The organism is Variovorax xiamenensis, assembly GCF_050916385.1.
Classification (GTDB): domain Bacteria; phylum Pseudomonadota; class Gammaproteobacteria; order Burkholderiales; family Burkholderiaceae_C; genus Variovorax.
Genome location: NZ_CP139038.1, coordinates 3,378,141 through 3,403,748, shown reverse-complemented (window position 1 = coordinate 3,403,748; position 25,608 = coordinate 3,378,141). Strand labels below are relative to the sequence as shown.

The 25,608-nt window shown below is 67.6% G+C and carries 28 protein-coding genes; 8 read left to right on the top strand and 20 right to left on the bottom strand.

Translation table 11 applies throughout. The annotated features are described in order from the left end of the window. Positions 1 to 3: 3 nt before the first annotated feature. The 8 genes from SFB74_RS15550 to SFB74_RS15515 are packed head-to-tail and all read right to left on the bottom strand — an operon-like array spanning position 4 to position 6,086. The gene (locus tag SFB74_RS15550; protein ID WP_432731679.1) at positions 4 to 606 is read right to left on the bottom strand and encodes a Maf family protein; all 603 of its coding nucleotides are present in this window, start codon (positions 604 to 606) and stop codon (positions 4 to 6) included. Positions 607 to 636: 30 nt separating this feature from the next. Further along, positions 637 to 1,320 carry a phytanoyl-CoA dioxygenase family protein gene (locus SFB74_RS15545; protein WP_432731678.1) on the bottom strand — a complete coding sequence of 228 codons (684 nt, stop codon included), beginning with the start codon at positions 1,318 to 1,320 and terminating at the stop codon, positions 637 to 639. After that, the gene (gene rlmH, locus SFB74_RS15540; RefSeq protein ID WP_070060813.1) at positions 1,317 to 1,784 is read right to left on the bottom strand and encodes a 23S rRNA (pseudouridine(1915)-N(3))-methyltransferase RlmH; all 468 of its coding nucleotides are present in this window, start codon (positions 1,782 to 1,784) and stop codon (positions 1,317 to 1,319) included. The genes SFB74_RS15545 and rlmH overlap by 4 nt, the downstream gene beginning before the upstream one ends. Further along, positions 1,781 to 2,458: a ribosome silencing factor gene (gene rsfS / locus SFB74_RS15535; protein ID WP_432731677.1), complete on the bottom strand. Its 678-nt coding sequence runs from the start codon at positions 2,456 to 2,458 to the stop codon at positions 1,781 to 1,783. The genes rlmH and rsfS overlap by 4 nt, the downstream gene beginning before the upstream one ends. After that, positions 2,458 to 3,093, bottom strand: a complete 636-nt coding sequence (gene nadD, locus SFB74_RS15530) for a nicotinate (nicotinamide) nucleotide adenylyltransferase (protein ID WP_432731676.1) — start codon at positions 3,091 to 3,093, stop codon at positions 2,458 to 2,460. Before nadD ends, rsfS begins: the two co-directional genes overlap by 1 nt. Then, positions 3,090 to 4,007 (bottom strand): oxygen-dependent coproporphyrinogen oxidase, encoded by a 918-nt coding sequence (gene hemF / locus SFB74_RS15525; RefSeq protein WP_432731675.1) that lies wholly within the window; start codon positions 4,005 to 4,007, stop codon positions 3,090 to 3,092. Before hemF ends, nadD begins: the two co-directional genes overlap by 4 nt. Then, a complete protein-coding gene (gene purD / locus SFB74_RS15520) occupies positions 4,007 to 5,305 on the bottom strand; it encodes a phosphoribosylamine--glycine ligase (protein ID WP_432731674.1) in 1,299 nt (432 codons plus the stop codon). Before purD ends, hemF begins: the two co-directional genes overlap by 1 nt. A 55-nt stretch (positions 5,306 to 5,360) precedes the next feature. After that, entirely contained in the window at positions 5,361 to 6,086 is a 726-nt protein-coding gene (locus SFB74_RS15515) for a YebC/PmpR family DNA-binding transcriptional regulator (RefSeq protein WP_125950781.1), read from the bottom strand. 128 nt (positions 6,087 to 6,214) lie between these two features. Between SFB74_RS15515 and SFB74_RS15510 the strand changes: the two genes are divergently transcribed. The 4 genes from SFB74_RS15510 to SFB74_RS15495 are packed head-to-tail and all read left to right on the top strand — an operon-like array spanning position 6,215 to position 9,629. Further along, a complete protein-coding gene (locus SFB74_RS15510) occupies positions 6,215 to 7,003 on the top strand; it encodes a class I SAM-dependent methyltransferase (protein ID WP_432731673.1) in 789 nt (262 codons plus the stop codon). 56 nt (positions 7,004 to 7,059) lie between these two features. After that, on the top strand, positions 7,060 to 8,040 hold the full coding sequence (locus SFB74_RS15505) for a Rid family hydrolase (protein ID WP_432731672.1): 981 nt from the start codon (positions 7,060 to 7,062) through the stop codon (positions 8,038 to 8,040). 48 nt (positions 8,041 to 8,088) lie between these two features. Continuing rightward, the gene (locus SFB74_RS15500) at positions 8,089 to 8,886 is read left to right on the top strand and encodes a lysophospholipid acyltransferase family protein (RefSeq protein WP_432731670.1); all 798 of its coding nucleotides are present in this window, start codon (positions 8,089 to 8,091) and stop codon (positions 8,884 to 8,886) included. Continuing rightward, complete coding sequence (locus tag SFB74_RS15495; protein ID WP_432731667.1) at positions 8,853 to 9,629, top strand: glycosyltransferase family 2 protein; 777 nt, start codon at positions 8,853 to 8,855, stop codon at positions 9,627 to 9,629. The genes SFB74_RS15500 and SFB74_RS15495 overlap by 34 nt, the downstream gene beginning before the upstream one ends. Positions 9,630 to 9,650: 21 nt before the next feature. Here the strand turns inward: SFB74_RS15495 and SFB74_RS15490 are convergent, their stop codons facing one another. From SFB74_RS15490 to macA, 3 genes are read right to left on the bottom strand one after another with little or no spacing between them, the layout of a single operon-like run. Beyond that, the gene (locus SFB74_RS15490; RefSeq protein ID WP_432731939.1) at positions 9,651 to 11,012 is read right to left on the bottom strand and encodes an efflux transporter outer membrane subunit; all 1,362 of its coding nucleotides are present in this window, start codon (positions 11,010 to 11,012) and stop codon (positions 9,651 to 9,653) included. A gap of 22 nt (positions 11,013 to 11,034) precedes the next feature. Beyond that, complete coding sequence (macB, locus tag SFB74_RS15485) at positions 11,035 to 13,035, bottom strand: macrolide ABC transporter ATP-binding protein/permease MacB (RefSeq protein WP_432731666.1); 2,001 nt, start codon at positions 13,033 to 13,035, stop codon at positions 11,035 to 11,037. Beyond that, the gene (gene macA / locus SFB74_RS15480) at positions 13,035 to 14,207 is read right to left on the bottom strand and encodes a macrolide transporter subunit MacA (protein WP_432731665.1); all 1,173 of its coding nucleotides are present in this window, start codon (positions 14,205 to 14,207) and stop codon (positions 13,035 to 13,037) included. The genes macB and macA overlap by 1 nt, the downstream gene beginning before the upstream one ends. 352 nt (positions 14,208 to 14,559) lie before the next feature. Here macA and SFB74_RS15475 point away from each other — a divergent pair, with 352 nt between their 5' ends. Beyond that, a complete protein-coding gene (locus SFB74_RS15475; RefSeq protein WP_432731664.1) occupies positions 14,560 to 14,910 on the top strand; it encodes a hypothetical protein in 351 nt (116 codons plus the stop codon). 62 nt (positions 14,911 to 14,972) lie between these two features. Here the strand turns inward: SFB74_RS15475 and SFB74_RS15470 are convergent, their stop codons facing one another. The 8 genes from SFB74_RS15470 to SFB74_RS15435 form a co-directional block, all read right to left on the bottom strand. Next, positions 14,973 to 15,476, bottom strand: a complete 504-nt coding sequence (locus tag SFB74_RS15470; RefSeq protein WP_432731663.1) for a disulfide bond formation protein B — start codon at positions 15,474 to 15,476, stop codon at positions 14,973 to 14,975. Beyond that, entirely contained in the window at positions 15,473 to 16,570 is a 1,098-nt protein-coding gene (locus tag SFB74_RS15465; RefSeq protein WP_432731661.1) for a sulfate/molybdate ABC transporter ATP-binding protein, read from the bottom strand. The genes SFB74_RS15470 and SFB74_RS15465 overlap by 4 nt, the downstream gene beginning before the upstream one ends. 19 nt (positions 16,571 to 16,589) lie before the next feature. Further along, positions 16,590 to 17,492, bottom strand: coding sequence for a sulfate ABC transporter permease subunit CysW (gene cysW / locus SFB74_RS15460; protein WP_432731660.1), 903 nt, complete (start codon positions 17,490 to 17,492; stop codon positions 16,590 to 16,592). Between the two features lies 1 nt (position 17,493). After that, a complete protein-coding gene (gene cysT, locus SFB74_RS15455; protein WP_432731659.1) occupies positions 17,494 to 18,381 on the bottom strand; it encodes a sulfate ABC transporter permease subunit CysT in 888 nt (295 codons plus the stop codon). 136 nt (positions 18,382 to 18,517) lie between these two features. Beyond that, a complete protein-coding gene (locus SFB74_RS15450) occupies positions 18,518 to 19,534 on the bottom strand; it encodes a sulfate ABC transporter substrate-binding protein (RefSeq protein WP_432731657.1) in 1,017 nt (338 codons plus the stop codon). Beyond that, on the bottom strand, positions 19,531 to 20,106 hold the full coding sequence (locus tag SFB74_RS15445; protein ID WP_432731655.1) for an RBBP9/YdeN family alpha/beta hydrolase: 576 nt from the start codon (positions 20,104 to 20,106) through the stop codon (positions 19,531 to 19,533). The genes SFB74_RS15450 and SFB74_RS15445 overlap by 4 nt, the downstream gene beginning before the upstream one ends. A gap of 20 nt (positions 20,107 to 20,126) precedes the next feature. Beyond that, complete coding sequence (locus SFB74_RS15440; RefSeq protein WP_432731654.1) at positions 20,127 to 20,768, bottom strand: peroxiredoxin; 642 nt, start codon at positions 20,766 to 20,768, stop codon at positions 20,127 to 20,129. Between the two features lie 135 nt (positions 20,769 to 20,903). After that, positions 20,904 to 21,818 carry a LysR family transcriptional regulator gene (locus SFB74_RS15435; RefSeq protein ID WP_432731653.1) on the bottom strand — a complete coding sequence of 305 codons (915 nt, stop codon included), beginning with the start codon at positions 21,816 to 21,818 and terminating at the stop codon, positions 20,904 to 20,906. Positions 21,819 to 21,954: 136 nt separating this feature from the next. Between SFB74_RS15435 and SFB74_RS15430 the strand changes: the two genes are divergently transcribed. Then, positions 21,955 to 22,602 (top strand): FMN-dependent NADH-azoreductase, encoded by a 648-nt coding sequence (locus tag SFB74_RS15430; protein WP_125950764.1) that lies wholly within the window; start codon positions 21,955 to 21,957, stop codon positions 22,600 to 22,602. A gap of 70 nt (positions 22,603 to 22,672) precedes the next feature. On the opposite strand, the gene SFB74_RS15425 is transcribed toward SFB74_RS15430, so the two are convergent. Further along, a complete protein-coding gene (locus SFB74_RS15425; protein ID WP_432731651.1) occupies positions 22,673 to 23,227 on the bottom strand; it encodes an NADPH-dependent FMN reductase in 555 nt (184 codons plus the stop codon). 149 nt (positions 23,228 to 23,376) lie between these two features. Between SFB74_RS15425 and solA the strand changes: the two genes are divergently transcribed. Together solA and panE are read left to right on the top strand one after the other, a co-directional pair. Further along, positions 23,377 to 24,594 carry an N-methyl-L-tryptophan oxidase gene (solA, locus tag SFB74_RS15420; protein ID WP_432731650.1) on the top strand — a complete coding sequence of 406 codons (1,218 nt, stop codon included), beginning with the start codon at positions 23,377 to 23,379 and terminating at the stop codon, positions 24,592 to 24,594. 72 nt (positions 24,595 to 24,666) lie between these two features. Continuing rightward, positions 24,667 to 25,608 (top strand): 2-dehydropantoate 2-reductase, encoded by a 942-nt coding sequence (gene panE / locus SFB74_RS15415; RefSeq protein WP_432731649.1) that lies wholly within the window; start codon positions 24,667 to 24,669, stop codon positions 25,606 to 25,608.

Here is a 25,608-nt window from a genome sequence, read left to right as displayed (position 1 = left end):
TTCTCAGGTTTTGAAACCGGCGGTTCGAAGCAGCCCTGCCGTCTCGAACATGGGGAGTCCCATGATGCCCGAATAGGACCCGCTGATGTGCTCGACGAACGCCGCCGCCGCACCCTGGATGGCATAGGCGCCGGCCTTGCCCAGCGGCTCGCCGCTTTCGGCATAGCGGGCGATCTGCGACTTGGTGATGTCGGCGAAGCGAACCCGCGACACGCTGAGCGCGGCGTGGCTGCGTCCACGGTGATGCAGCGCCACGGCGGTCAGAACGCGGTGCGTGGTGCCCGAAAGCACGCGCAGCATGCGCGCCGCGTCTTTTTCGTCTTCCGGCTTGCCGAGGATGGTGCGGCCGAGCGCGACCGTGGTGTCGGCGCAGAGCACGGGCGCATCCGCCAGGCCGCGTTTGCGCATCCGGGCCACGGCAGCGTCGAGCTTCAGGCCCGTGACGCGCTGCACGTAGGTGGCCGGCGCTTCGTTGGGCAGCACGGCTTCCAGTGATTCGGCGTCTTCGTCGGCATCGGCCAGCAACAGTTCATGGCGAACGCCGAGCTGGCCGAGCAACTGGGCGCGGCGCGGGCTCTGCGAGGCGAGGTAGATGAAATCCGGCAAGGTTCGAAGCTCCTGTGGGCATGGCGCCATCTATGCGCCAGCCACCGTGTGGTTCCAGACCAGTCCGTGCGGCAGGCTCGGCGGTCCGAACAGAAAGTGAAGAACGCGCCGGCGCGCCGGCGACTTCGCGCGCGACGAGGCGTGCAGCAGCAAGGGGCGCATCAGCAAGGCGTCGCCGCGCACTGCCGTGCAGACCGTTTCGCCATGGGCTTCGCGCAAGGCCTGGGCCTCGTCGCCGTCCAGTCGGCCGGCACGGTGGCTGCCCGGCACGACGCGCAGCGGTCCCGCATCGGCACCACAGCCGTCCAGATGCACCCGCACCGCGAGCAGCGACTGCAGCACGTCGATCGGAGGCTGCACATACGGCTCGCCTTCCTTGATGACGGAGGGCATGCCGGCACCCGAGGCGGGGATCGATGTGTCCTGATGGAGCGCGACCAGCCAGTTCTTGTCGGCGGTCTTGTCGAAGAGCGTGCATTGCACGGCCACCGACGTCGCATCGAGCAGGCCCATGCCGGACAGCCGCGCCTTCAGATGGATGGCCATGTCGCCGCACGGCTGGTGGGCCAGGAGATTGCGGCTGCCTGCAGCCTGCCCCAGCCAATGGTCGAGCGACTGCGCGGTCGCATCGAGCAGCCCAGGCGGCAGCAGCGCCGGCACCAGCGCATGGCCCCTTTGCTCGAGCAACGCCACCTGCCCGTCGGTGCCTGTCATTCGCGGTGGTAGGGATGGCCTGCGTTGACCGACCACGCCCGGTACAGCTGCTCGACCAGCAGCACGCGCGCCATCGCGTGCGGCAGCGTCAGGTCGGACAGCCGGATGCGTTCGTGGGCCGCGGCCTTGAAGGCCGGGTCGAGCCCATCGGGCCCGCCGATGACCAGGGCGACGTCATCGCCCTCGCCCTGCCAGGTCTGCAGACGGGCGGCGAGCGCCTTGGTGGTCAGCGCCGTGCCGCGCTCGTCGAGCACGACGATGCGCATGCCGCGCGCAATGGCGCCTTCGATGCGCTCGCGCTCGGCGGCGTAGAGGGTTTCCAGCGTCTTGGAACCGCGCGGCTCGGTCTTGACGGCGCGCAACTCGAGCTTGAGCTCGGGCGGGAAGCGCTTGGCGTAATCGTCCCAGGCAGTCTGTGCCCAATCGGGCATGCGCTGCCCGACGGCGACCACCAGCAGCTTCATGCGCGGCGGGCTGGCGCCTTCCTGGCGGCCGTCGTCTTCTTCGCCGCGGGCTTCTTGGCGGCGGGCTTGCCCACGACCTTGACCGGCACGCGCGCGGTGGTGGTTGCGGCCTTCTTGGCGGGAGCCTTCTTCGCAGCCGTCTTCGCTGCTGTCTTCTTGGCGGGGGCCTTAGCAGCCTTGGCTTCCTGCTCGGCCGCGCGGATCGCGGTCTTGGCGGCGCTCGAGCGGCGCAGCGTCGGCGCCTTGGCGGCAGCCTTCTTCTCCTCGGCGCCGACCTTCGAGGCAGTGGCCACCGCGGGCTTGGTGCCGCCGAGCTTGGCGCGCACGGGCTTGTCGCCCCAGATCTCTTCGAGGTGGTAGTACTGGCGGATGGCGGGCTGCATGATGTGCGCCACGGCCGAGCCGCAGTCCACGATGATCCACTCGCCGTTGTCCTCACCCTCCACGCGCGGCTTGGCGAAGCCGGCTTCGCGCACCGCGTCGCGCACGCTGGCGGCCAGCGCCTTCGTCTGGCGGTTGGATGTGCCGGAGGCGACGATCACGCGCTCGAACAGCGGCGAGAGATGCTCCGTGTCGAATACCTGGATGTCCTGCGCCTTGACGTCTTCGAGGCCATCGATGATGGCTCGCTGGAGTTTCTGGGTGTCTTTCTTTGCGGCGGCTTCAGTGGTCATCAGGCAGGGCGGTAGAGGTGGTGTTGGTCAATATAGCGTGCAACCGTGGGCGGAACCAGCGAGGAAATGTCCACGCCGAGCACTGCGCGCCGCCGGATCTCGGTGGCACTGATGTCCATGGGAGGCAATTCGAGCGCCTCGAAATGCGCGCCAGCCGGGAGGCCGGGAAGCGTTTTCGGATCAAAACGGGCAGTGTCACCCGTCGATAGTGCGCGATACGCTACAGAAACAATAGCAATGCCGAGTATATCCTGCCAGCCGTGCCAGGTCGGCAGCGCGCTGGCCTGGTCAGCGCCCATGATCAGCACCAGCTGCGCGCCGGGCTGCTCGCGCTGCAGTTCGTGCAGGGTGTCGAGCGTGTAGGTCGGGCCGTCGCGCAGCACTTCGCGGCTGTCGACGACGACGGTGCCCTTCAGGTCGCCAAAGGCCAGCCGGGCCATGGCGAGCCGGTCTTCCTTCGGCGTGAGCGCCCTGCTCTTGTGCCAGGCCTGGCCGGTGGGAATCACGTGCAACTCGTCCAGGTCGAGTTGCGCCATCGCGGCCTGGGCAAGTGCCACATGGGCGTTGTGCGGCGGATCGAACGCGCCGCCGAAAACGCCGATGCGGCGCGGTGCCTTGCCGGAAGAAGGGTTCACAGCCAGTCGCGTCGGACGATGAAGTCGCTGTACAGCGCGGCTTCGGGGCTGCCGGGCTCGGGCTGCTGCTGGTAGGCCCAGCCTGCCAGTGGCGGCATCGACAGCAGGATCGACTCCGTGCGTCCGCCCGACTGCAGGCCGAAGTGCGTGCCGCGGTCCCACACGAGGTTGAACTCCACGTACCGGCCGCGCCGGTAGAGCTGGAAGTTGCGTTCGCGCTCGGTGTAAGGCGTGGCGCGGCGGCGCTCGACGATCGGCAGGTAGGCCGGCAGGAAGCCGTCGCCCACGGAACGGATCATCGCGAAGCCGTTCTCGAAGCCGCCTTCGGAGAAATCGTCGAAGAAGATGCCGCCGATGCCGCGCTGCTCGTTGCGGTGCTTCAGGAAGAAATACTCGTCGCACCATGTCTTGAAGCGCGGGTACTTGTCGTCGCCGAAAGCGGCGAGCGAATCGCGGCACACGGTGTGGAAGTGCACCGCGTCCTCCTCGAAGCCATAGCACGGCGTGAGGTCCATGCCGCCGCCGAACCAGCAGACCGGCTCGCCGCCTTCGGGAAGCGCGGCCAGCATGCGCACGTTCATGTGCACGATGGGTACGTACGGATTGCGCGGGTGGAACACCAGTGACACGCCCATCGCCTCGAACGGCGCGCCCGCGAGCTCGGGGCGGTTCTGCGTGGCCGAGGGCGGCAGCTTCGGACCGCGCACCTGCGAGAAGCCGCAGCCCGCGCGCTCGAAGAGTTCACCGCCTTCGAGGATGCAGGTCAGGCCATTGCCCTGCAGCGGCTCGCCGGGCGCCTTCTGCCAGGCATCGCGCACGCAGGTGCCGCCATCGGCCTTCTCGACCGCCGCGATGATCGAATGCTGCAGCCCGCGCAGGTATTCGCCGACGGCCGCCGGATTGGTCTGCTGCATCAGGAGCCGTGAGGGTTGCGCGCGTGCACCGCGCGGAAGCCGATGTCCTTGCGGTATTGCGCGCCATCGAAGCTGACGCGCGCCGCGACCTCGTAGGCCCGCTGCTGCGCCTGCTTCACGCTGTCGGCCAGCACCGTCACGCACAGCACGCGGCCGCCGCTGGTCTTGAGCTCGCCGTTGTCGAGCGTGGTGCCGGCGTGGAACACCACCGCGTCGGGCGCTTCGGCCGGAATGCCGGTGATGCGGTCGCCCTTGCGCGGCGAAAGCGGATAGCCGTGCGCGGCCATGACCACGCCCATCGCCACGCGGCGGTCCCACTGCAGCTCGACCTGGTCGAGCGTGCCGTCGGTGGCGTGCCAGAACACCTCGAACAGGTCGGACTTGAGACGCATCATGATCGGCTGCGTCTCTGGGTCGCCCATGCGGCAGTTGAACTCGAGCGTCTTCGGATGGCCGGCCGCGTCGATCATGAGCCCGGCGTACAGGAAGCCGGTGTACGGGATGCCGTCCTTTTCCATGCCGCGGATGGTCGGCAGGATGATCTCGCGCATGGCGCGCGCGTGCACCTCGGCCGTGACCACGGGCGCGGGCGAATACGCGCCCATGCCGCCGGTGTTGGGGCCTTCGTCGTTGTCGAGCAGGCGCTTGTGATCCTGGCTGGTGGCCAGCGCGGTCACGTTCTTGCCGTCGCACAGCACGATGAAGCTGGCTTCCTCGCCCTGCAGGAACTCCTCGATGACGACGCGCGCGCCGCCCTCGTTGTGCGACACGCCGAACTTGTTGTCGACCAGCATGAAGTCGACAGCCTCGTGCGCTTCCTGCGCGGTCATGGCCACCACCACGCCCTTGCCCGCCGCAAGGCCGTCTGCCTTGACGACGATCGGAGCGCCCTTGGCGTCGATGTAGGCGTGCGCGGCCGCGGCGTCGGTGAACGCCTCGTACTCGGCCGTCGGGATCTTGTGACGCTTCATGAAGGCCTTGGAGAAGGCCTTCGAGCTCTCGAGCTGCGCGGCCGCCTGCGTGGGGCCGAAGATGCGCAGGCCGTGCGCGCGGAACTCGTCGACCACGCCGGCCGCCAGCGGCGCCTCGGGGCCGACCACGGTCAGCGCAATCTTTTCCTTGATGGCCCACTCGCGCAGCGCGGCGGGCTCGGTGATGTCGATGCAGTCGTAGCGCTCGTCGCTCGCCGTGCCGCCGTTGCCCGGCGCCACGTACACGCGGCTCACCCGTGCGGCCTGCGCCAGGCGCCATGCCAGAGCGTGTTCGCGGCCCCCTCCCCCAATTACCAGTACCTTCATTCGCGGGCCTTCATTTCTCGCTGTGATTCAACAAACATTCATTCGGCGCGGCTGCTCACTCGGACAGCGAAGCGTTGTGATACACGTCTTGCACGTCGTCCAGGTCCTCGAGCACGTCGAGCAGCTTCTGCATTCTTGCGGCGTCCTCGCCGGTCACGTCCACGGTGTTTTCGGCACGCATGGTGACTTCGGCCGCGTCGGGCTTCAGGCCGGCGGCCTCGAGCGCGTTCTTCACGGCCTCGAAGTCGGTCACGGCGGTGATCACCTCGATGGCGCCGTCGTCGTCGGTGACGACGTCTTCCGCGCCAGCCTCGAGGGCCACTTCCATCACCTTGTCTTCACTCGTGCCCGGCGCAAAGATGATCTGGCCGCAGTGCTTGAACTGGAAGGCCACCGAGCCTTCGGTGCCCATGTTGCCGCCGTGCTTGGAAAAGGCGTGGCGCACTTCGGCCACGGTGCGCACGCGGTTGTCGGTCATGGTGTCGACGATGATCGCCGCGCCGCCGATGCCGTACCCTTCGTAACGAATTTCTTCGTAATTGACGCCTTCGAGGTTGCCCGTGGCCTTGTCGATGTTGCGCTTGATGGTGTCGATGGGCAGGTTGACCGCCTTGGCCTTCTCAACCGCCAGCCGCAGCCGGGGGTTGGCACCCAGGTCGGCGCCGCCTGCGCGGGCGGCCACCGTGATTTCTCTGATGGCGCGGGTCCAGAGCTTGCCCCGCTTTTCGTCCTGGCGGCCCTTCCGGTGCTGAATATTCGCCCACTTGCTATGTCCGGCCATGGCTTTCTATCTCGCAGTCCTGTGTTTCTGTGTCAATCCGAGCAGGCCCCGAGTTTACTGTCCGGCGCGCACAACGCCGGTGGCGGGGGCCCGGAATTCGGTCCAATGCTTTTGGTGATAATTGTTCGATGACGCCATCGCCTTCCGTCGGGCCCGGGAATCCCGACACCCTGCCGCCGCACGCACCTTTGCCGCTGTACTACAGCACCGAGGCGGAGCATCAGGCGTTCCTGCTGCGCATCTTCGACAGCACGGCCGCGGACTACAACCGCATCGAGAGCGTGCTTGCCCTGGGCACCGGCCCTTCGTATCGCCGTGCCGCACTGCAGCAGGCCGGGCTCAGCGCGGGCATGCGGGTGCTGGACGTGGGCATCGGCACCGGGCTGGTCGCACGCGAGGCGCTGAAGCTCATCGGCTCGATGGGCCAGCTCGTGGGCGTCGACCCGAGCCCGGGCATGATGAGCCAGGTCAGGCTGCCCGGCGTCCAGCTGGTGCGCGGCGTGGCCGAGGCCCTGCCCCGGCCCGACGCCAGCAGCGACTTCGTGAGCATGGGCTACGCCATGCGCCACATCAGCGACGTGGCGGCCGCCTTCAGCGAATTCCACCGCGTGCTGCGCCCCGGCGGGCGCGTGGCAGTACTAGAAATCACCAAGCCCGAGGGCCGCGCCGCTACCGCGCTGCTCAAGGGCTACATGCGCGCCGTGGTGCCGCTGATCGCCCGCGTGGTCGGCCGCCAGCGCAACACCTCCGAACTGTGGCGCTACTACTGGGACACGATCGAGGCCTGCATTCCTCCCGAAAGGGTGATGCAGGCGCTGGCCGACGCGGGCTTCCGCGACGTCCGCCGGCATGCGAGCCTCGGCGTTTTCTCCTCCTACACCGCCATCAAACCAGAACACACCGTCGAGGCCAGCTGACAGTGCGAGCTCAGGACGAAACCTCTACTTCCCATCTGCGCGTCGAGCGCCTTTCGATGCCGGCCAGCCTGGCGCTGGCCGCCGACGGCAAGGCGCCCTTCGCGGCGCTCGGCTACGGCACGCCGCACGGCGTGGCCTGGATGCCGACCGTCAACGCGCGCGTGCTCTCTTCCAGCGGCGCGATGGCCGACGTGTGGCACGTGGATGGTGCCCGCATCAAGTCGGGCACCACCGGCATCGCGCGCTGGCGCACCGACGGACACTGGCTGCTCGGCGCCATCGATCTCGACGAATCCGCCGAAAAGCAGGGGCTGGCCGAACTGGCGCACCGCGCCTACCGCGACCTCTTCAAGACGCTCGACCAGGCCGGCACGCCGCACCTGCAGCGCATCTGGAACTACCTGCCGCAGATCAACGCCGACGGCGGCGGCCTGGAGCGCTACCGCCAGTTCAACCTGGGCCGTCAGGAAGCCTTCCTCGAAGCCGGACGCGCCGCCTTCGAAGGCGCGCCGGCAGCGTGCGCGCTGGGCATCCACCAGGGCGCGCTGTCGATCCGCTTCCTGGCCGGGCAGCAGGCCCCGGTGCCGGTCGAGAACCCGCGGCAGGTCTCGGCCTACCGCTATCCCGAAACCTACGGGCCGCGCTCGCCGACCTTCTCCCGCGCCGCGCTGGCGGACATCGGCGACGGCAACACCGCCCTCTTCATCTCCGGCACCGCGAGCATCGTCGGCCACGAGACCGTGCACCACGGCGACGTGCAGGAACAGACCCGCGAGACCCTGCGCAACCTGGAGGCGGTGATTGCCGCCGCCAACGAACGCTGGAGCGCGAAGTTCTCGCTGGCGGGGCTCGACTGCGTGGTCTACGTGCGGCACCCGTCGGACACCGACACCGTGCGCGCCATCATCGAGAGCGCGCTCGGCGCCGACGCGCCGATGGCCCGCCACGCCGTGTACCTCGAGGCTGACATCTGCCGCAGCGACCTGCTGGTCGAAATCGAGGCCCATGCCGTCGCCGCGGGGCAGTTGCGGGCCTGACCGGCGCTCGCCCGGCCGTCCCGTCCTCCCTTGCGATTGACCGATTCAATGACTCGCGTGCTGAGATTTCTCACGTCGATTCCGCTCGCGCTGATGCTCTACGCGCTGCTGCTGTTCCTCGGCCTGATCTCCCTGGTCTGGAACGTCTTCGCCATGCTCATCCACCCGGTGATGCCGGCGGCACCCGCACGCGCACTGGGCCGCATGACCATCGCCTTCGCCTACCGCATGTTCTGGTGGCTGGCCTCGGTGACCGGCATGATGCGCATCGACGCCACCTGCCTCGACCCGATGCGCAACGAGCCCGGCGTGATCTTCGTGGCCAACCACCCGACCATGCTCGACGCGCTGCTGCTGGTGGCCCGGCTGCCGCGCAGCGCCTGCATCATGAAGGCCGACCTCATGGGCAACATCTTCCTGGGCGCGGGTGCCCGGCTGGCGCGCTACATCAGCAACAAGTCGGCCCGCACCATGGTGCGCCTGGCGGTGAACGACCTGCGCAACGGCGGCCAACTGGTGATCTTCCCCGAGGGCACGCGCACGGTGACGCCGCCGCTCAACCCCTTCCGTCCCGGCACCACGCTGATCGCCAAGCTGGCACAGGCGCCCATTCAAACGGTTTTCATCGACACCGACTCGCCCTACCTCGCCAAGGGCTGGCCGCTGTGGCGCGTGCCGCCGCTGCCCATCGTCTTCAGGCTGCGGCTGGGCAAGCGCTTCGCGCCCACGCAGGACAGCGACGTGCTGCAGGCCGAACTCGAACAATACTTCCGACAAAACATGGAGCAGCGCGCCACCGACGCGTCCCCCGAATGCCAGACGCCTCGCGCACACACCTTGTCCTGATCCCGAGCTACAACACCGGCGAGCGCCTGTTCTCCACGGTCACCGCCGCGCGCGCGCAGTGGAACCCGGTATGGGTGGTGATCGACGGCAGCGACGACGGCACCGGCGAGCGACTGCAGCAGATGGCCGAGGGCGATCCGGGCCTGCGCGTGTGGGTGCTGCCGCAGAATCAGGGCAAGGGCTCGGCCGTGCTGCACGGCCTGCGCGCCGCGAAGGAAGCCGGCTTCACCCACGCGCTGACGATGGACTCCGACGGCCAGCATCCGGCGGACCTGATCCCCGCCTTCATGAACTCCTCGCTGCGGCGCCCCGAAACCATGGTGCTCGGCCGCCCGGTGTTCGACGCCAGCGCGCCGCTGCTGCGCGTGCGCGGACGGCGCGTGTCGAACGGCTGGACGCAGCTCGAGACCCTGTTCGCGGGCGTCGGCGATTCGCTCTACGGCTTTCGCGTGTATCCGGTCGCCGACCTGATCGAGGTGATGGCGCGCCAGCCCTGGATGCGCCGCTTCGACTTCGACACCGAGGCCGTCGTGCGGCTGGCATGGCGCGGGGTCAAGCCGGTGAACATCGACGCGCCGGTGAAATACCTGACGGCCGAGGAAGGCGGCGTTTCGCACTTCCGCTACGGCCGCGACAACGTGCTGCTCACCTGGATGCATGCGCGGCTGATGGTCGAGTTCGTGCTGCGCCTGCCGCTGCTGCTGCTGCGCAAGCTGGCGAAGAAGCCGCCGTTCCAGGACTGACCTGGCCGGCAAGCTGCACAGCTAGAGCGGGACGGCCGCGCCGCCCAGCGCCTTGTAGAGCGTCATCGTCGCGTTGAGCTGGTTCAGCCGGTTCTGCGCCAGTGACACCTCCGCCGTACGGCGCCGGTCCTTCGCATCGAGCACCGGCTGCAGCGCGGTCGCCCCGGCGCGGTAGCGCACTTCCGACAGCCGCTCGGCCCGCTGTGCCTCCTGAAGCGCCAGCGCCAGGCTTTCGCTCTCGGCGCGCAGTTGCGTGCGCGACGACAACGCGTTCTCGACCTCGGACAGCGCCGTGTAGAGCGACTGCCTGAAGCCCACAACCGCCTCTTCGTACTGCGTCTGCGACACCGCCACGGTCAGGCGCGCGGTGTTCCATTGCAGGAACGGCAGCGTCAGCCCCGCGCCCAGTGTGGCCACGGGGTTCTTCAGCAGCTCGCCGAGCGCGGTGCTCGTCGTGCCCAGCGTGCCGGTCAGGCTCAGCGCCGGATAGAAGCCGGTGCGCGTGGCGTCGACGTTGGCCAGTGCGCTGCGCAGCCGCTGCTCGGCGGCGCGCAGGTCGGGGCGGCGGCCCAGCAGGCTCGCAGGCACGCCGGCATCGATGACGGGCAAGGCGCCGTCCGGCAACTGCGTCGGCTCGGCCGCCATCTGCTCCGGCGGCTGGTCGAAGATGATCGCCAGCGCGTTGCGCGCCTCCACGCGCTGCTGCAGCAGTTGCGTGTGCGCGGCCTCCTGTGTCGCGAGGTTCTGGCCGGCCTGCGCCACATCCAGCCCCGACACCGCCCCCGCTGCGTACTTCACACGTGCCAGCGCGAGGATGCGTCGGCCGTCTTCCATGCCCGCCTCGCTCAGCGCGATGCGCTGGTTCAGGTAGCCGGTCTGCCAGTAGGCGCCGGCCGTGGTGCCGATCAAGGCCAGCGCGGCCGCCTGGCGGTCGGACTCGGTGGCCTTCAGCTCCCAGTCGGCGGCGCTTCGCACTGCGGAGAGCCGGCCCCACAGGTCGAGCTCGTAGCTCAGCGTCACCAGCGAGCTCGACGCGGAGCCGGCCACGCCGCCGTGCTTCAGGTCGTAGCTGCGGCTGGTGTTGGCCTGGCCGACCACGCTCGGCGTGAGGTTCGTGTTCGCGAGGCCGGCCTGCAGCTGCGCGCGCTGCACGCGGATGCCGGCCACGGCGAGGTTGTTGTTGGTGCGCAGCGCGTTGTCGATCAACTGGTCGAGCTGCGGATCGTTGAAAGCCTTCCACCAGCCGGAGGACAGCATCTCGGCCGCGCTGCCCGGGTCGGCCGACTGCTGCCAGCCCTGCGGAATCTCCAGCGGGCGCTGCGCACGCTGCTCCGGCTTGAAAAGGGTGCACCCGCCGAGCATCAACAACACGGCCGCCGCCATGGCCGACGGAAGAAGACGCGCCTTACTCACGAGCCAGCGCCTCGATGGGGTCCAGCCGCGCGGCATTGCGCGCCGGCAGGTAGCCGAACAGCACGCCGATCAGCGACGCGCAGAGAAACGCCGAGATAACGGCGCCGATTGAAAAGATCATTTGCCATTGCTTGACGAGAAGCGAAAACAGGAAGCTGATGCCGTAAGAGAGTGTCACGCCGATCAGGCCGCCCACCAGGCACACCAGCACCGCCTCGGTCAGGAACTGCTGCAGCACGTCGCTCTGGCGCGCGCCCACCGCCATGCGGATGCCGATCTCGCGCGTGCGCTCGGTCACCGACACCAGCATGATGTTCATCACGCCGATGCCGCCCACCACCAGCGAGATCACCGCGATGAGCGACAGCAGCAGCGTGAGCGACTGGCTGGTGCGCTCCGCCGTCTTGACGATGCTGTCCATGTTGAAGGTGAAGAAATCCTTGGTGCCGTGGCGCAGCGTGAGCAGCTTGACGATGCTGTCTTCCGCCGCCTTGGTCGGCTGGTCGTCGCGGATGCGCACCGTGATGTTGTCGAAGTGCTGCTGCCCGAAGAGACGGCTCGCGCCGGTGCTGTAGGGCAGCCAGATGTTGAGCGACTTGTTGCCGTCGCCGAACACCGTCTTCTTCTCCTGTGCCACGCCGATCACCGTGCACGGCAGGCTGCCCACCAGGATGATCTTGCCCACCGGCTCGGTGCCGTCGGGAAACAGCTTGCGCTTCGTGTTCTGGTCGATCACCACCACCTGCGACTGGTGGCGCACGTCGGAGGCGGTGAAGGCCGCGCCGCTGGCCATCTGCATGTCGCGCACTCGGAAGAAGCTGTCGCTCACGCCGTTCACCGTGCCGTTGATGTCCACGCTGCGATAGCGCAGGCGCAGGCTGCGCGAAGTGGTGGGCGTCACGCTGTGCACGTAGGGCTGCACCGCGATGGCGTCGAGGTCCGAAGGTATGAGCGTGCGGATGCTCGTGGCCTTGTCGTCGCCGAAGTCGCGGCCCGGATACACGTCGAGCGTGTTGGTGCCGATGGCGCGGATGTCCGACAGCACGTAGCGCTTGGCGCCCTCCCCGATGGCCGCGATCGACACCACCGAAGTGATGCCGATGACGATGCCCAGCATGGTGAGCGCCGTGCGCATGCGATGCGCCATCATCGAGCGCCAGGCCATGCGGAAGGCTTCGGCGAAGCGGGCCCAGCCGGTGCTGAAGCGCGCGATGCCCAGCCTGGGCTTCGTCATCGCCGTGGGGGCCGCGGTGTCTGCTTGCGCAGCCGCCTGCGCTGGCGCTGCCACGGTCGGCACGTTGGGCCTGTCGCCCACGATCACGCCGTCGGCGATCTCGATGATGCGCTCGGTGCAGCTCGCCACCTGCATGTCGTGCGTCACGATGATGATCGTGTGCCCCTGCGCGTGGAGCTCGCGCAGGATGCCGATCACCTCCTGGCCGCTGCGGCTGTCGAGCGCGCCGGTGGGTTCATCGGCCAGGATCACCTGCCCGCCGTTCATCAGCGCGCGTGCGATGCTCACGCGTTGCTGCTGGCCGCCCGAGAGCTGGCTGGGCCGGTGCTCGGTACGGTCGCCCAGCCCCAGCCGCGCGAGCAGTTGGCGCGCGCGCGAGTCGCGGGCCTGGCCGTCGGTGCCGGCATATACGGCAGGCACCTCGACGTTGCCGGCGGCCGTCAGGTGCTGCATCAGGTGGTAGCGCTGGAAGATGAAGCCGAAGTGCTCGCGCCGGAGCTCGGCGAGCGCGTCGCTGTCGAGCGCGCCCACGTCCTGGCCCGAGACGGTGTAGGTGCCGGTGCTCGGCCTGTCGAGGCAGCCGAGGATGTTCATCAGCGTCGACTTGCCGGAACCCGAGGCGCCGACGATGGCCAGCATCTCACCGTTGCCGATGTCGAGGTTGACGTCCTTCAGCACCTGCACTTCCTGCTCGCCCGAAGGAAAGCTGCGGCCGATGCCGCGCAAGGTCAGCAGTGGCGTCTTGGGCTCCTGCGTCATCAGCGCTTGCCCCGTCCGCCGCCGTTGCCGTTGTTGTCGCCACCTTCGCCGCGCTCGGTCACCGCCGAGGCGTCGCCCGTGATGACGTTGTCGCCCTCTTTCAGCCCTTCGAGCACCTGGGCCTGGAAGTTGTTGGAGATGCCGACGCGCACCTTGCGCGTTTCCACGGTCTGGTCGGCCTTGAGCACGCGCACCTCCTGGCGGCCGTCCTTGTCGCGTGCGCCCAGCGCGGTCAGCGGCACGGTCAGCGCCTGCTTCGCCTCGCCCAGCAGGATGGCGACCTGCGCCGTCATGTCCACGCGCAGCGTGCGGTCGGGGTTGGGCACGTCGAAGAGCGCGTTGAAGAACACGGCGTTGTTGATCTTCTCGGGCGAAGGCTGCACCGCGCGCAGCGTGCCGTGGTAGCGCTTGTCGGGGTCGCCGAGGATGGTGAAGTACACCGGCTGGCCGGGCTTCACGCGCACCACGTCGGCCTCGGACACCTGCGCCTTGACGGTCATGGTCGACAGGTCGGCCAGCTTCATCAGCGTGGGCACCTGGAAGGCGGCGACCACGGTCTGGCCTTCGAGCGTGCTGATGGAAACCACGTCGCCGTCGATGGGCGCGACGATGCGCGTGTACGAGAGGTTCTGCTGCGCCGAGGCCACGGCCAGCTTCTGCTGGCGGATCTGCGCTTCGAGCGACACCGCGTCGGCGCGCAGCGCGCGCAATTCGGCGTCGGCGCTTTCCATGTCCTGTCTGGCGGCAGCGTCCTGCGCGAGCATCTCCTGCTGCCGCGCCCAGGTGAGCTGCGCCTGCTTGACGCGCACTTCCTTCGCGAGCTTCTGCGCCTGCAGGTTGTCGAGCTTGGCCTGCTCCTGCGCGAAGGTGTTCTGCGAGATGACGGGGTCGATCTCGGCGAGCCAGTCGCCCTTCTTCACCGTCTGCCCGAGCACCACCTTCAGCGACTTGAGCTGGCCGCTCACCTGCGCGCCCACCTCGACCTGCTTGAGCGCCTGCAGCACGCCGGTGGCGAGCACGGCGTTTTCCAGGTCGGTGCGCTGCACCGTGGCGGTGAGGTATTCGCTCTTCTTCGCCGGGCTCAGCAGCGAAGAAGCAATGACGGCCAGCACGATGAAAACGGCAATGCCGATCAGGTATTTGCGCGATCGCCGGGGTGGGTTATTGGGCATGCAAAGGGAAAAAAATGAAGGGAGGCTGAAGGCGGGTTGTTTCCCTCGAAGAATTCAGCACCGGAAAAGAAGTTCCGCAGGGTTTCACACAATCCTAGCTGCGTTTGCTGAAGGACTTTTAAAGACCCGCACCGAGTATTGACACCATCCTCTTACAAGGAGATGCGCCACGATTCACGCCCCGGCCAGATCGTGACTTTAGGCACTGTGTACAGGCCAATTGCACTCCTACATTCGCAATTGGGCAGCGCATTGCAAGCCGCCCACGACAGCAGATGCCAATGGCCCGCGAATATCTTTTTCGCGGCCGGGGCATCTCTTTTTCGACGCATTCAATTAAGGGGAAACGACCATGAAATTCAAACAGTCGAACACGCTGCTGCGCAATGCGGCCCTGGCCGGTGCAATTGCGACGCTGCTGGCTTTCAGCGGCGCAGCGAGCGCGGCCCACACGCCGCAGGACAGCGACATGCTGCAGCCGACGGGCATCGTCGCCAGCGTCGGCACGCCCGCTTCGAAGACCAGGATGGAAGAAGTCTCGGCCCAGCAAGACCTGCTGAGCCTCGTTGCGCCGGCCGCCAAGCCCGAAATGGCTCAGCCCGTGAACACCGCCATGGTCAACAGCTGCTCGAGCCGCTGGTACTGGCGCAGCCTGCTGGAAGAAATGGCTTGCGGCTTCTCCGGCCAGGGCTGGTTCAACTGAGGAAGATCCGGCTTCCTCGACACGCCGCCCGGACGGGCGGCGTTTTCTTTTGTGCCGCCGTTTCAGCGTGCGCGGCGCGAGCGCACGAGAAGCGTGATCAGCAGCAGCGAGAGAACGACGAACGCGATGAACGACCAGTTCGCCAACGTCAGGCCGAATAGCGACCAGTCGATCTTCGAGCAGTCGCCGCCGCCGCGGAAGATCATCGGCAGAGCTCGCTTCAGCGGGAAGGTCTCGATCATTCCGTAGAGATCGCGCCCGCAGGAAACGACTTCGGGCGGATACCACTGCAGCCAGCTCTGCGAGGCCGCCGTATAGGCGCCACCCAGCGCGGCCAGCAGCGCCAGCACGCCGCCCACGACCCGCAGCCCCACGTTGCGGAACGCTCCGGCCAGCCCGGTGAAGATCGCCACCAGCACCAGCGCATAGCGCTGCACGATGCACATCGGACAGGGTTCGAGCCCGACCACGTGCTGCAGGTAGAGCCCGAAAGCCAGCATCAGAACGCAGGCAAGGCAGATCAGCCCAAACGCGCGGCGCGGCGCGCCGAAGTACCAATCGATCAAGGAGATACCCAATCTTCTTCTACGAACACTCTGGCCTTGCGCGGATTGGCGACGACGGTGTCGCCCTCCTTCAAGCCCAGATCGCGGAACTGTTGCGCAGGGAGTTGCGCTTCGATGATGGTTCCGGAGCCCGGATTATCTGGATTCGATTCCGTGGGCTCAAGTTCCAGCCGCGCGATGGGTCCGACGACGATCGCTCGCGACAGCGTGGCGACGATGCCCGAGGCACCGTTCACGTAGCGTGTCACGTCGATGTCATGCGGGCGCACGTAGGCACGGGCCTTGGCATCGCGCGCGCCGCTGTGTTCGGGAGATTCGAGGCGCATGCCGTCCAGCTGCACCGCGCCGTTGTCGGCACGGCCGTGGAACAGGTTCACGTCGCCCAGGAAGCCGTAGACGAACGGGCTCGCGGGCTGGTCCCACACTTCCTGCGGCGAGCCGACCTGCTCGATCTGCCCCTTGTTGATGACCACCACACGGTCGGCCACCTCGAGTGCCTCTTCCTGGTCGTGCGTGACGAAGATGGAGGTGACGTGCAGCTCGTCGTGCAGCCGGCGCAGCCAGCGTCGCAGTTCCTTGCGCACCTTGGCGTCGAGCGCGCCGAAAGGTTCGTCGAGCAGCAACACCTTGGGCTCCACCGCCAGCGCGCGGGCCAGCGCGATCCGCTGGCGCTGCCCGCCCGAGAGCTGCGACGGATAGCGGTCGGCCAGCCAGTCGAGCTGCACCAGCTTGAGCAGGTCGGTCACCTTCTGCCTGATCTGCGCGTCGCTCGGGCGCTCCTTGCGCGGCTTCACGCGCAGGCCGAAGGCCACGTTCTCGAACACCGTCATGTGACGGAACAGCGCGTAGTGCTGGAACACGAAGCCCACCTGCCGCTCGCGCACGTGCACGTCGGTGGTGTCCTCGCCCGAGAACAGGATGCTGCCGGTGTCGGCCGTCTCCAGCCCCGCGATGATGCGCAGCAGCGTGGTCTTGCCGCAGCCCGAGGGGCCGAGCAGCGCGACCAGTTCGCCCGAATCGACGTCGAGGTTCACGTCGCGCAGCGCGCGGAAGTCGCCGAACTGCTTGCTGATGTTGCGGATTTCGATGCTCATGATTTCTTCTCTCTCAGGCTCAGGCCGCCGTGGTTTCAGGAGGCCGTTCCGGGGGCAGCTCGGCAATGGCTTTCATCTCGCGCTCATGGCGCCACTCGATGACCGACTTGATCACCAGCGTGACCAGCGCCAGGATCGCCAGCAGCGAAGCCACCGCGAAGGCGGCCACTGACTGGTATTCGTTGTAGAGCACTTCCACGTGCAGCGGCATGGTGTTGGTCTGGCCGCGGATGTGGCCCGACACCACCGATACCGCACCGAACTCTCCCATGGCGCGCGCATTGCACAGGATCACGCCGTACAGCAGGCCCCACTTGATGTTGGGCAGCGTCACGCGCCAGAAGGTCTGCCAACCCGTCGCGCCGAGCACGATGGCGGCCTGCTCCTCGTCGGTGCCCTGCGCCTGCATCAGCGGCACGAGCTCGCGCGCGATGAACGGGAAAGTCACGAACACGGTCGCCAGCACGATGCCGGGCACGGCGAAGATGATCTTGATGTCGTGCTCCGAAAGCCACGGCCCCAGCCAGCCCTGCGCGCCGAACACCAGCACGTAGATCAGGCCCGCCACCACCGGCGACACCGCGAACGGCAGGTCGACCAGCGTGGTGAGCAGCGCCTTGCCGCGGAACTCGAACTTGGCGATGGCCCAGGCGCCGGCCACGCCGAACACCAGGTTCATCGGCACGGCGATGGCGGCCGTGATCAGCGTGAGGCGGATCGCGCTCCATGCGTCAGGCTCCTTCAGCGCATCGATGTACGCGGTGACGCCCTTGCGCAGCGCCTCGGTCGCCACGGCGGCCAGCGGCAGCACGAGGAACAGGAACATGAAGCCGAGCGCGAGGCCGATCAGCAGCCAGCGCACCCAGGCGGCTTCGGTGGTGCCGGCCTGCGCGCGGCGAACGACTTTGGAAGGGGCACTCATGTCAGCTTCCCGAACGGCGACGTTGCCATGCCTGCAGGCCGTTGATGACCAGCAGCAGCAAGAAGGAAATGACCAGCATCACCAGCGCGACCGCCGTGGCGCCCGCGTAGTCGTACTGCTCCAGCTTGCCGATGATGATGAGCGGCGTGATCTCCGAGATCATGGGCATGTTGCCGGCGATGAAGATCACCGAGCCGTACTCGCCGATGGCGCGTGCGAAGGCCATGGCAAAACCGGTCAGCAGCGCTGGCGCGATGGACGGGAAGATCACCTTGGTGAAGGTCTGCAGCCGCGTCGCGCCCAGCGAGGTCGCGGCTTCTTCCAGTTCCTTCTCGGCATCTTCCAGCACTGGCTGCACCGTGCGCACCACGAAGGGCAGCCCGATGAAGATCAGCGCGATCACCACGCCCGCCGGCGTGAAGGCCAGCTTGATGCCGTGCGGCTCCAGCAGTTGGCCGATCCAGCCATTGCCCGCGAGCAGCGCGGTCAGCGAAATGCCGGCCACGGCCGTGGGCAGCGCGAACGGCAGGTCGACCAGCGCGTCGACGATGCGCTTGCCCGGAAACTTGTAGCGCACCAGCACCCAGGCCACCAGCAGGCCGAACACCGCGTTCACGATGGCAGCGATCAGCGAGGCGCCGAAGGTCAGCCGGTACGAGGCCATCACGCGCGGCGCGGTCACGGCCACCCAGAACTGCTCCCAGCTCAGCGTGAAGGTCTTGAAGACCAGCGCCGACAGAGGGATCAGCACGATCAGGCTCAGATACAGGATCGAGAAGCCCAGCGTGATGTGGAAACCCGGCAGCACGCGCTTGGCGCCCCCTGCCCGGTTGGCACGCGAAAAAGGCGCTCCCGCGGACGGGAGCGCCGAAGAAGTCACACCACTCATGATGAGAACGGTCCGTTGTTAAAGCGCTGGTCACTTCGTGGAACACCGCGGAACCGGCTTTGCCGGGCCGCAGGTGTTGCCCCCTGCAAGGGGGTTGGCGAAGCGACACGAAGTGCGCGAAGACTGGGGGTGTGCTTCACTTGCCGCCGGGCGTGTACAACTTGTCGAACTGGCCGCCGTCGTTGAAGTGCACCTTCTGCGCTTCGCCGAGGCTGCCGAACAGCTCCTGGACCGTGAAGAGCTGCAGCGGCTTGAAGGTCGAGGCGTACTTCTTGAGCACCGTCTGCGAACGCGGACGCAGCGCGTGCTTGGCGGCGATCTCCTGGGCCTCTTCGGAATACAGCCAGTCGAGATACGCCTTGGCGAGTTCGCCGGTGCCCTTCTTGGCGACGGTGCGCTCGACCACGGCCACCGGGTTCTCGGCAACGATGCTGATCGACGGGTAGACCGAGTCGACCTTGCCGGTGCCGAATTCGCGGTCGATGGAGACCACTTCCGATTCGAAGGTGATCAGCGCGTCGCCGATGTTGCGCTGCAGGAAGGCGGTGGTCGCATCGCGGCCGCCGCGTGCCAGCACGGGCACGTTCTTGAACAGCTTGCCGACGAACTCGGCGGCCTGGGCGTCGGTGCCGCCCTTCTTCTTGATGTAGCCCCAGGCGGCCAGATAGGCGTAGCGGCCGTTGCCGCCGGTCTTGGGGTTGACGATCACGACCTGCACGCCGGGCTTGACCAGGTCGTCCCAGTCCTTGATGCCCTTGGGGTTGCCGTTGCGCACGAGGAACAGCATGGTCGACGTGGTCGGCGATGCGTTCTCGGGGAATTTCTTGTTCCAGTCCTTCGCGACCACGCCGGCATTGGCGAGGAAATCGATATCGGTGGAGGTGTTCATCGTGACCACGTCGGCGTCGAGGCCGTCCGCCACCGCGCGGGCCTGCGCGCTGGAGCCGCCGTGCGACTGGTCGATCTTCACGTCCTTGCCGGTGGCCTTCTTGTAGTGCGCTACGAAGGCCGCGTTGTAGTCCTTGTAGAACTCGCGGGCCACGTCGTAGGAGGCGTTCAGCAGCCCGGTGCCCTGGGCGAAGGCGGTGCTGCCGGCGAGTGCGGAGGACGCCAGCGCGAGCACGGCGACGAAGGTCTTGATTCTGGAAGTCATGTGGTTGCCAGGTTTTCTGAAAATTCACGGCCCGCCGACCATGCGGCGGGCTCGTCGGTCAGCGACTGGAGCAAGGCAAGGCCCAGCGGCCAGTCCCCGTGCCCCGAATCGATATTGATGTGGCCCGCATTCTGCATCCGCACGAACTCGCTGCCCCAGGCACGCGAATACGCGCCGGCAAGACGGATCGGGCAGTACGGATCGTTGCTGCTGGCCACCACGATGCTGCGGTAAGGCAGCGCGGCGTACGGCACGGGCGCGAAGTCGGAGAGCACGGCACGGCGCTCGGGGTCGGCCGGAGCCACCAGCAGCGCGCCCTGGATGCGGGCCGCGGCCTCGGGCGGCAGGTGCGCCGTGGCGATGCAGCCCAGGCTGTGCGCCGCGATCACCACCGGGCTGTCGCCCTCCAGCACCAGCTTGGCCAGCGTCGAGACCCAGGCTTCGCGCTTGGGCGAGGCCCAGTCGTCCTGCACCACGCGCGCCGCGCCCGGAATGCGCTCCTCCCACAGGCTCTGCCAGTGGCCGGGCCCGGAGTCGCGCCAACCCGGCACGATGACAACACGCGTCTGCATGACCAAGCCGCCCTGCCCGCTTACTTGTTCGGCTGCGGCGTGATGCGCAGGTACGGGCGCACGGCCTTGAAGCCCTTGGGGAAGCGCTCCGCCAGTTCGGCCGGGTCCTGGATGGCCGGGATGATGACCACGTCGTCGCCGTCCTTCCAGTTCACGGGCGTGGCGACCTTGTGGCTGTCGGTGAGCTGCAGCGAGTCGATGACGCGCAGGATCTCGTCGAAGTTGCGGCCGGTGGACGCCGGGTAGGTGATGGTGGTGCGGACCACCTTCTTCGGGTCGATGATGAACACGCTGCGGACAGTGGCCGTGGCCGAGGCGTTCGGGTGGATCAGGTCGTACAGGTCGGCCACCTTGCGGTCGGCGTCCGCGATGATGGGGAAGTTGACCGTGGTGTTCTGCGTGTCGTTGATGTCGCCGATCCATTCCTTGTGCTTGGTGGCCGGGTCGACGCTCAGCGCGATAGGCTTCACGCCGCGCTTGGCGAATTCGCCCGACAGCGCCGCGGTCTTGCCGAGTTCGGTGGTGCACACGGGCGTGAAGTCGGCGGGGTGCGAGAAGAACACGACCCACGAATCGCCGGCCCACTGGTAGAAGTCGATGGGGCCTTCGCTCGAATCCTGGGTGAAATTGGGGGCGGTGTCGCCGAGACGCAGAGTAGCCATGGTCGCTCCTGGATTGGATGGGAGTCCCGGATTGTGCGAACCCTTGCTTCAATGCCAAACGAATATCTGCTTGTTTGGATATGACGTTTTCCGCATAACGAGCCGACCTGACCCCGATTTGGCGCCCTTTCGCGCCTAGAACATCCGCATGTCCGCGCTCTGCAGGTGCTCCATCAGGAAGTCGATCAGCTTGCGCACCGCCGGCACCAGCGCCCGCCGCGCCGGAAACACCATGTGGGCCACCACCGGCGGCGGCCCCCAGCCCGGCAGCAGCCGCACCAGACGGCCGGCCTCCACGTCGGCGCGGCACATGTAGTCGGGCAGCATGGTCGCGCCGATGCCGCCCAGCGCGCCGAACTGCAGCGTGGCGAGGTCGTCCGCCACGTACAAGGGCGTGTGCGAGTGGACGAGGCTCTCGCCATTCGGGCCTTCCAGCCGCCAGTCGCTGCGCCCTTCACCATTGACCGACATGGCCGCCGTGGGCAGCTTCGCCAGGTCGGCCACCGTCTGCACCGGGCCATGCCGCGCCACCAGCGCCGGGCTCGCCACCAGCACGCCGCGGCTGTAGCCGAAGGTCTTGGCCACCAGCACCGTGCTGTCCTCGATGGCGGGACGCACCCGCAGGGCGATGTCGATGCCCTCCTCGATCAGGTCGACCGGCCGGTTGATCACCTTCATGTCGATGCGCACCGCCGGGTAGCGCTCCATGAACACCGGCATGAGTTGCGCCAGCCCGCTGTGCGCGATGGTGACGGGGCAGCTCAGCCGCACCAGCCCGCTGGGCTCGGTCTGCACCTGGGCCACCGCCTCGGCCGCCGCCTGCGCCGCGTCGCGCATGGCAGAGGCGTGCCGGAGGTAGATCTCGCCGGCCGGCGTGAGCGACAGCCGCCGGGTGCTGCGCTGCATGAGCTGCACGCCCAGGCGCTCTTCCAGTTCCGCCACGCGGCGGGAGAGGCGCGACTTGGGAATGCCCATTGCCCGGCTGGCAGCCGCGAAGCCGCCGCGCTCGGCCACTTCGGCGAAGAAAACCATGTCGTTGAGGTCTTGCATGGCACTTATTGTCCTGCAAATGGAACGATGTAGGCAAATTTTGGCTACTTATCATCCACTCGGTCGAAAAATAGAATTCTCACATCCGCCGGCCACATTGAGCGCCGACAGCCAACACAGAAAGTGATTGATTGAAATGAAGCTGCTCCACATCGACTCCAGCATCCTCGGCACCAACTCGACCTCGCGCCTGCTCTCGGCCGAAGTCGTGACCGCCTGGCGCGCCGCCCATCCCGACACCGCCGTCGAATACCTCGACCTGGCCGTGGACGCCCCCTCGCACTTCGGTGCCGACGCACTGGGCATCAAGATCGGCGTGCAGGCCCAGCCGACCGAAGCCCAGGTGCGCGAGAACGCCCTGTCCGAAAAGCTCGTGAGCCAGTTCCTGGCCTCGGACGTGGTCGTGATCGGCACGCCGTTCTACAACTTCTCGATCCCGACCCAGCTGAAGGCCTGGATCGACCGCCTCGGCCAGGTCGGCCGCACCTTCAAGTACACCGACAAGGGCCCCGTGGGCCTGGCCGGCGGCAAGACCATCATCGTGGCCTCCAGCCGCGGCGGCGTCTATTCGACCAGCGAAGGCGGCCAGGCCATGGAACACCAGGAGAGCTACCTCAAGGCAGTCTTCGGCTTCTTCGGCATCACCGACGTGCGCATCGTGCGCGCCGAGGGCGTGGCGATGGGCGACGAAGCCCGCAACAGCGCCCTGGCATCGGCCCGCGCCGACATCCTGGTGGCGACGGCCGAAGCCGCGAACCAGCGCGACGCAGCGATCGCAGCCTGAACGCGCTCCAGCGCAAACAAAAAAGCCGCCCTCGGGCGGCTTTTTTACGTCCGGGTCGAACCGGGTTCGATCAGGCCGAGTGGCTCTTCACCCAGGCCACGTACTTGTCCATCCAGCCCTGCAGGAACTTCTTCGAGCCTTCGTTACCGACGTGGCCCTTGTCGTCGAACAGGTCGTCCTTGGCCTGCAGGAACACTTCGGGCGCGCCCATCGTCGGCACGTCGAGATACGCCAGGATGTTGCGCAGGTGCTGCTGCGCCAGCGCGGTGCCGATGGCGCCGACCGAGATGCCGACCACGCCGGCCGGCTTGCCGGCCCAGGCGCTCTGGCCATAGGGGCGCGAGGCATGGTCGATGGCGTTCTTCAGCACGCCGGGAATCGAACGGTTGTATTCGGGCGTAACGAACAGCAGGCCGTCGGCCGCCGCGATCTCGGTCTTCAGGCGCTTCACGGAAGCAGCCTGGTTGCCGTCGTCGTCCTGGTTGTACAGCGGCAGGTCGTCGATGCGCAGGGTTTCGAAAGTGAAGTCCGAGGGCGCGAGGTGCGCCAGCGCGAGGGCCAGCTTGTGGTTGTAGGAATCCTTGCGCAGGCTGCCGACGATGACGGCGATGCGGGTCTGGGCCATGGGTGAAGCTCCTTTGATGAGGGGTCGGAAATGACGAACGCGATTATGCGAAGCGCCCAAGACCTTTTCTGGAAAAGTTCATGCGGCCCCGGGCGAACGGCGGCAAGATGTTGTGCTCCTCCAACCTCATCGAAGCGCAGGACGCATCAGTGATTCAGCCATCCTCCCACTACGACGTCATCGTCGTCGGCCTCGGCGCGCTCGGCGCCGCCACGCTCTACCAGCTCTCGCAGCGCGGCGCGCGCGTGCTGGGCATCGACCAGTTCTCGCCGCCGCACGACCAGGGCTCCTCGCACGGCGACTCCCGCATCACACGCCTGGCCGTCGGCGAAGGCGACGAATACGTGCCCTTCGTACAACGCTCGCACGCCATCTGGCGCGAGCTCGAGGCGCGCACCGGCAAGCCGCTCATGACCACCACCGGCGGCCTGATCCTCGCGCCGCGCGACCGCGTCGCCGAGCACCACGGCAAGTCCGACTTCGTGCGCCGCACCATCGCCTGCGCCGAGCGCTTCGGCATCGCGCACGAAGTGCTCGACGCGGCCGGCATCCGCGCGCGCTTTCCGCAGTTCAAGCTGCAGGGCGACGAGATCGGCTACTTCGAGCACGAGGCCGGCTTCGTGCGGCCCGAGGACGCCATTGGCGCGCAGCTCGCCGTGGCACACGCCTCGGGCGCGCAGACGCGCACCGGCGAGCGCGTGGAGGCCGTCGAGCCCGTGGGCAACGGCGACACGCTGCGCGTGCGCACCGCCACCGCGAGCTTCACGGCCGATCGCGTCGTGGTCGCGGCCGGCGCGTGGCTGCCGGCCTTCCTGGGCGCGCAGGCCCGGGCCGACTGGCAGGCCGATTTCTCCGTGCACCGCCAAGTGATGCACTGGTTCGACACCGGCAGCGCCACCGCCGACTTCGCGCCCGGGCGCTTCCCCATCTTCATCTGGATGTTCGGCGACGGGCCGGAAGACTACATGTACGGCTTCCCGGCCTCCGATGCGTCGCAGCCCGCGCTCAAGGTCGCGACAGAACAGTACGTCGCCGCCACCACGCCCGACACCATCGACCGCAGCGTGAGCGCGGAAGAAAGCGCCGCCATGTACCGCGAACGCGTGGCCGGCCGCTTCCCGCAGATCGACGGCCGCGCCGTGAAGGCCCGCGCCTGCATGTACACCGTGACGCCCGATCGCCGCTTCGTGATCGACGCGCTCGACGGCATGCCCAACCTGCTCGTCGTCTCGGCCTGTTCGGGCCACGGCTTCAAGCACTCGGCCGGGCTGGGCGACGCCATCGCGGATCATGTGCTGGGCCGCGAGAGCGCGCTCGACCTCTCGCCCTTTGCCCGCCGGCGGCTGCTGGAGAAGGCACAGGCCTGAAGCACGCGCCGTCGATCCCGGGCATCATCGCTGCCGATCTTTTTTCACTGTCGGATACAGGAGCGAAGCGCGATGAGATTTCTGGTGGTGGGTGCCGGCGCACTCGGTGGTTATTTCGGCGGCCGTCTGCTGGAGGCGGGACGCGACGTCACCTTCCTGCTTCGCCCGCGCCGCGCGGCACAGCTCGCGAAGACCGGGCTGGTGGTGCAGAGCCCCTTCGGCAACCTGCAACTCCCCTCGCCCCGGCACGTTCTCGCGGACGACATCGACGGCCCCTATGACGTGATCGTGGTCGGCAGCAAGGCCTACGACCTCGACTCGACGATGGACTCGTTCGCGCCGGCCGTCGGCCCCGACACCGTGATCCTCCCCCTGCTCAACGGCATGAGCCACATCGACCGACTCGCCGAACGCTTCGGCAGCGAACGCGTGCTGGGCGGTCTTTGCATGATCTCCGCCACCCTCGACGACGAAGGCCGCGTGCTGCACCTCAACGACATGCACGGCCTGAGCTTCGGCGAACGCGCGGGCGGCCGCTCGGCGCGCGTCGATGCCATCGCGGCGCAGTTCGCCGGTGCGAAGTTCGACGCCACCGCCAGCGAGAACATCGCGCAGGACATGTGGGAAAAATGGGTCTTCATCGCCTCGGCGGCCGGCCTCACGAGCCTGATGCACGCCTCCATCGGCGACATCGTGGCCGCCGGCGGACAGGACGTGGCGCTCTCCATCTTCGACGAGTGCTGCGCCATCGCCACCCACAACGGCTTCGCCCCGCGTCCTGCCGCCGTGCAGCGCGGCCGCGCCATCATCACGGCCGCCGGCTCGCCGATGACCGCGTCGATGTACAAGGACATGGCGCGCGGCGCGGCCGTGGAAGCCGATCACATCGTCGGCGACCTGCTGGGCCGCGCCGCCCCGGGCAGCGCGGCCGTGCCCACGGTGCTGCGTACCGCCTACGTCCACCTCAAGGCCTACGAGGCACGCCGCGCCAGCGAAGCTGCCGCCGCGGCCTGA

Bases quoted from the DNA above. Each gene is read 5' to 3' on its own strand.
- SFB74_RS15515 (WP_125950781.1), bottom strand. From the start codon at position 6,086: ATGGCCGGACATAGCAAGTGGGCGAATATTCAGCACCGGAAGGGCCGC.
- macB (WP_432731666.1), bottom strand. From the start codon at position 13,035: ATGACGCAGGAGCCCAAGACGCCACTGCTGACCTTGCGCGGCATCGGC.
- cysW (WP_432731660.1), bottom strand. From the start codon at position 17,492: ATGAGTGCCCCTTCCAAAGTCGTTCGCCGCGCGCAGGCCGGCACCACC.
- rsfS (WP_432731677.1), bottom strand. From the start codon at position 2,458: ATGACCACTGAAGCCGCCGCAAAGAAAGACACCCAGAAACTCCAGCGA.
- SFB74_RS15435 (WP_432731653.1), bottom strand. From the start codon at position 21,818: ATGCAAGACCTCAACGACATGGTTTTCTTCGCCGAAGTGGCCGAGCGC.
- SFB74_RS15500 (WP_432731670.1), top strand. From the start codon at position 8,089: ATGACTCGCGTGCTGAGATTTCTCACGTCGATTCCGCTCGCGCTGATG.
- hemF (WP_432731675.1), bottom strand. From the start codon at position 4,007: ATGCAGCAGACCAATCCGGCGGCCGTCGGCGAATACCTGCGCGGGCTG.
- SFB74_RS15510 (WP_432731673.1), top strand. From the start codon at position 6,215: ATGACGCCATCGCCTTCCGTCGGGCCCGGGAATCCCGACACCCTGCCG.
- panE (WP_432731649.1), top strand. From the start codon at position 24,667: ATGAGATTTCTGGTGGTGGGTGCCGGCGCACTCGGTGGTTATTTCGGC.
- SFB74_RS15425 (WP_432731651.1), bottom strand. From the start codon at position 23,227: ATGGCCCAGACCCGCATCGCCGTCATCGTCGGCAGCCTGCGCAAGGAT.
- SFB74_RS15490 (WP_432731939.1), bottom strand. From the start codon at position 11,012: ATGGCGGCGGCCGTGTTGTTGATGCTCGGCGGGTGCACCCTTTTCAAG.
- SFB74_RS15430 (WP_125950764.1), top strand. From the start codon at position 21,955: ATGAAGCTGCTCCACATCGACTCCAGCATCCTCGGCACCAACTCGACC.
- SFB74_RS15450 (WP_432731657.1), bottom strand. From the start codon at position 19,534: ATGACTTCCAGAATCAAGACCTTCGTCGCCGTGCTCGCGCTGGCGTCC.
- SFB74_RS15495 (WP_432731667.1), top strand. From the start codon at position 8,853: ATGCCAGACGCCTCGCGCACACACCTTGTCCTGATCCCGAGCTACAAC.
- SFB74_RS15445 (WP_432731655.1), bottom strand. From the start codon at position 20,106: ATGCAGACGCGTGTTGTCATCGTGCCGGGTTGGCGCGACTCCGGGCCC.
- purD (WP_432731674.1), bottom strand. From the start codon at position 5,305: ATGAAGGTACTGGTAATTGGGGGAGGGGGCCGCGAACACGCTCTGGCA.
- SFB74_RS15505 (WP_432731672.1), top strand. From the start codon at position 7,060: ATGCCGGCCAGCCTGGCGCTGGCCGCCGACGGCAAGGCGCCCTTCGCG.
- cysT (WP_432731659.1), bottom strand. From the start codon at position 18,381: ATGAGTGGTGTGACTTCTTCGGCGCTCCCGTCCGCGGGAGCGCCTTTT.
- rlmH (WP_070060813.1), bottom strand. From the start codon at position 1,784: ATGAAGCTGCTGGTGGTCGCCGTCGGGCAGCGCATGCCCGATTGGGCA.
- macA (WP_432731665.1), bottom strand. From the start codon at position 14,207: ATGCCCAATAACCCACCCCGGCGATCGCGCAAATACCTGATCGGCATT.
- SFB74_RS15545 (WP_432731678.1), bottom strand. From the start codon at position 1,320: ATGACAGGCACCGACGGGCAGGTGGCGTTGCTCGAGCAAAGGGGCCAT.
- SFB74_RS15475 (WP_432731664.1), top strand. From the start codon at position 14,560: ATGAAATTCAAACAGTCGAACACGCTGCTGCGCAATGCGGCCCTGGCC.
- SFB74_RS15465 (WP_432731661.1), bottom strand. From the start codon at position 16,570: ATGAGCATCGAAATCCGCAACATCAGCAAGCAGTTCGGCGACTTCCGC.
- SFB74_RS15440 (WP_432731654.1), bottom strand. From the start codon at position 20,768: ATGGCTACTCTGCGTCTCGGCGACACCGCCCCCAATTTCACCCAGGAT.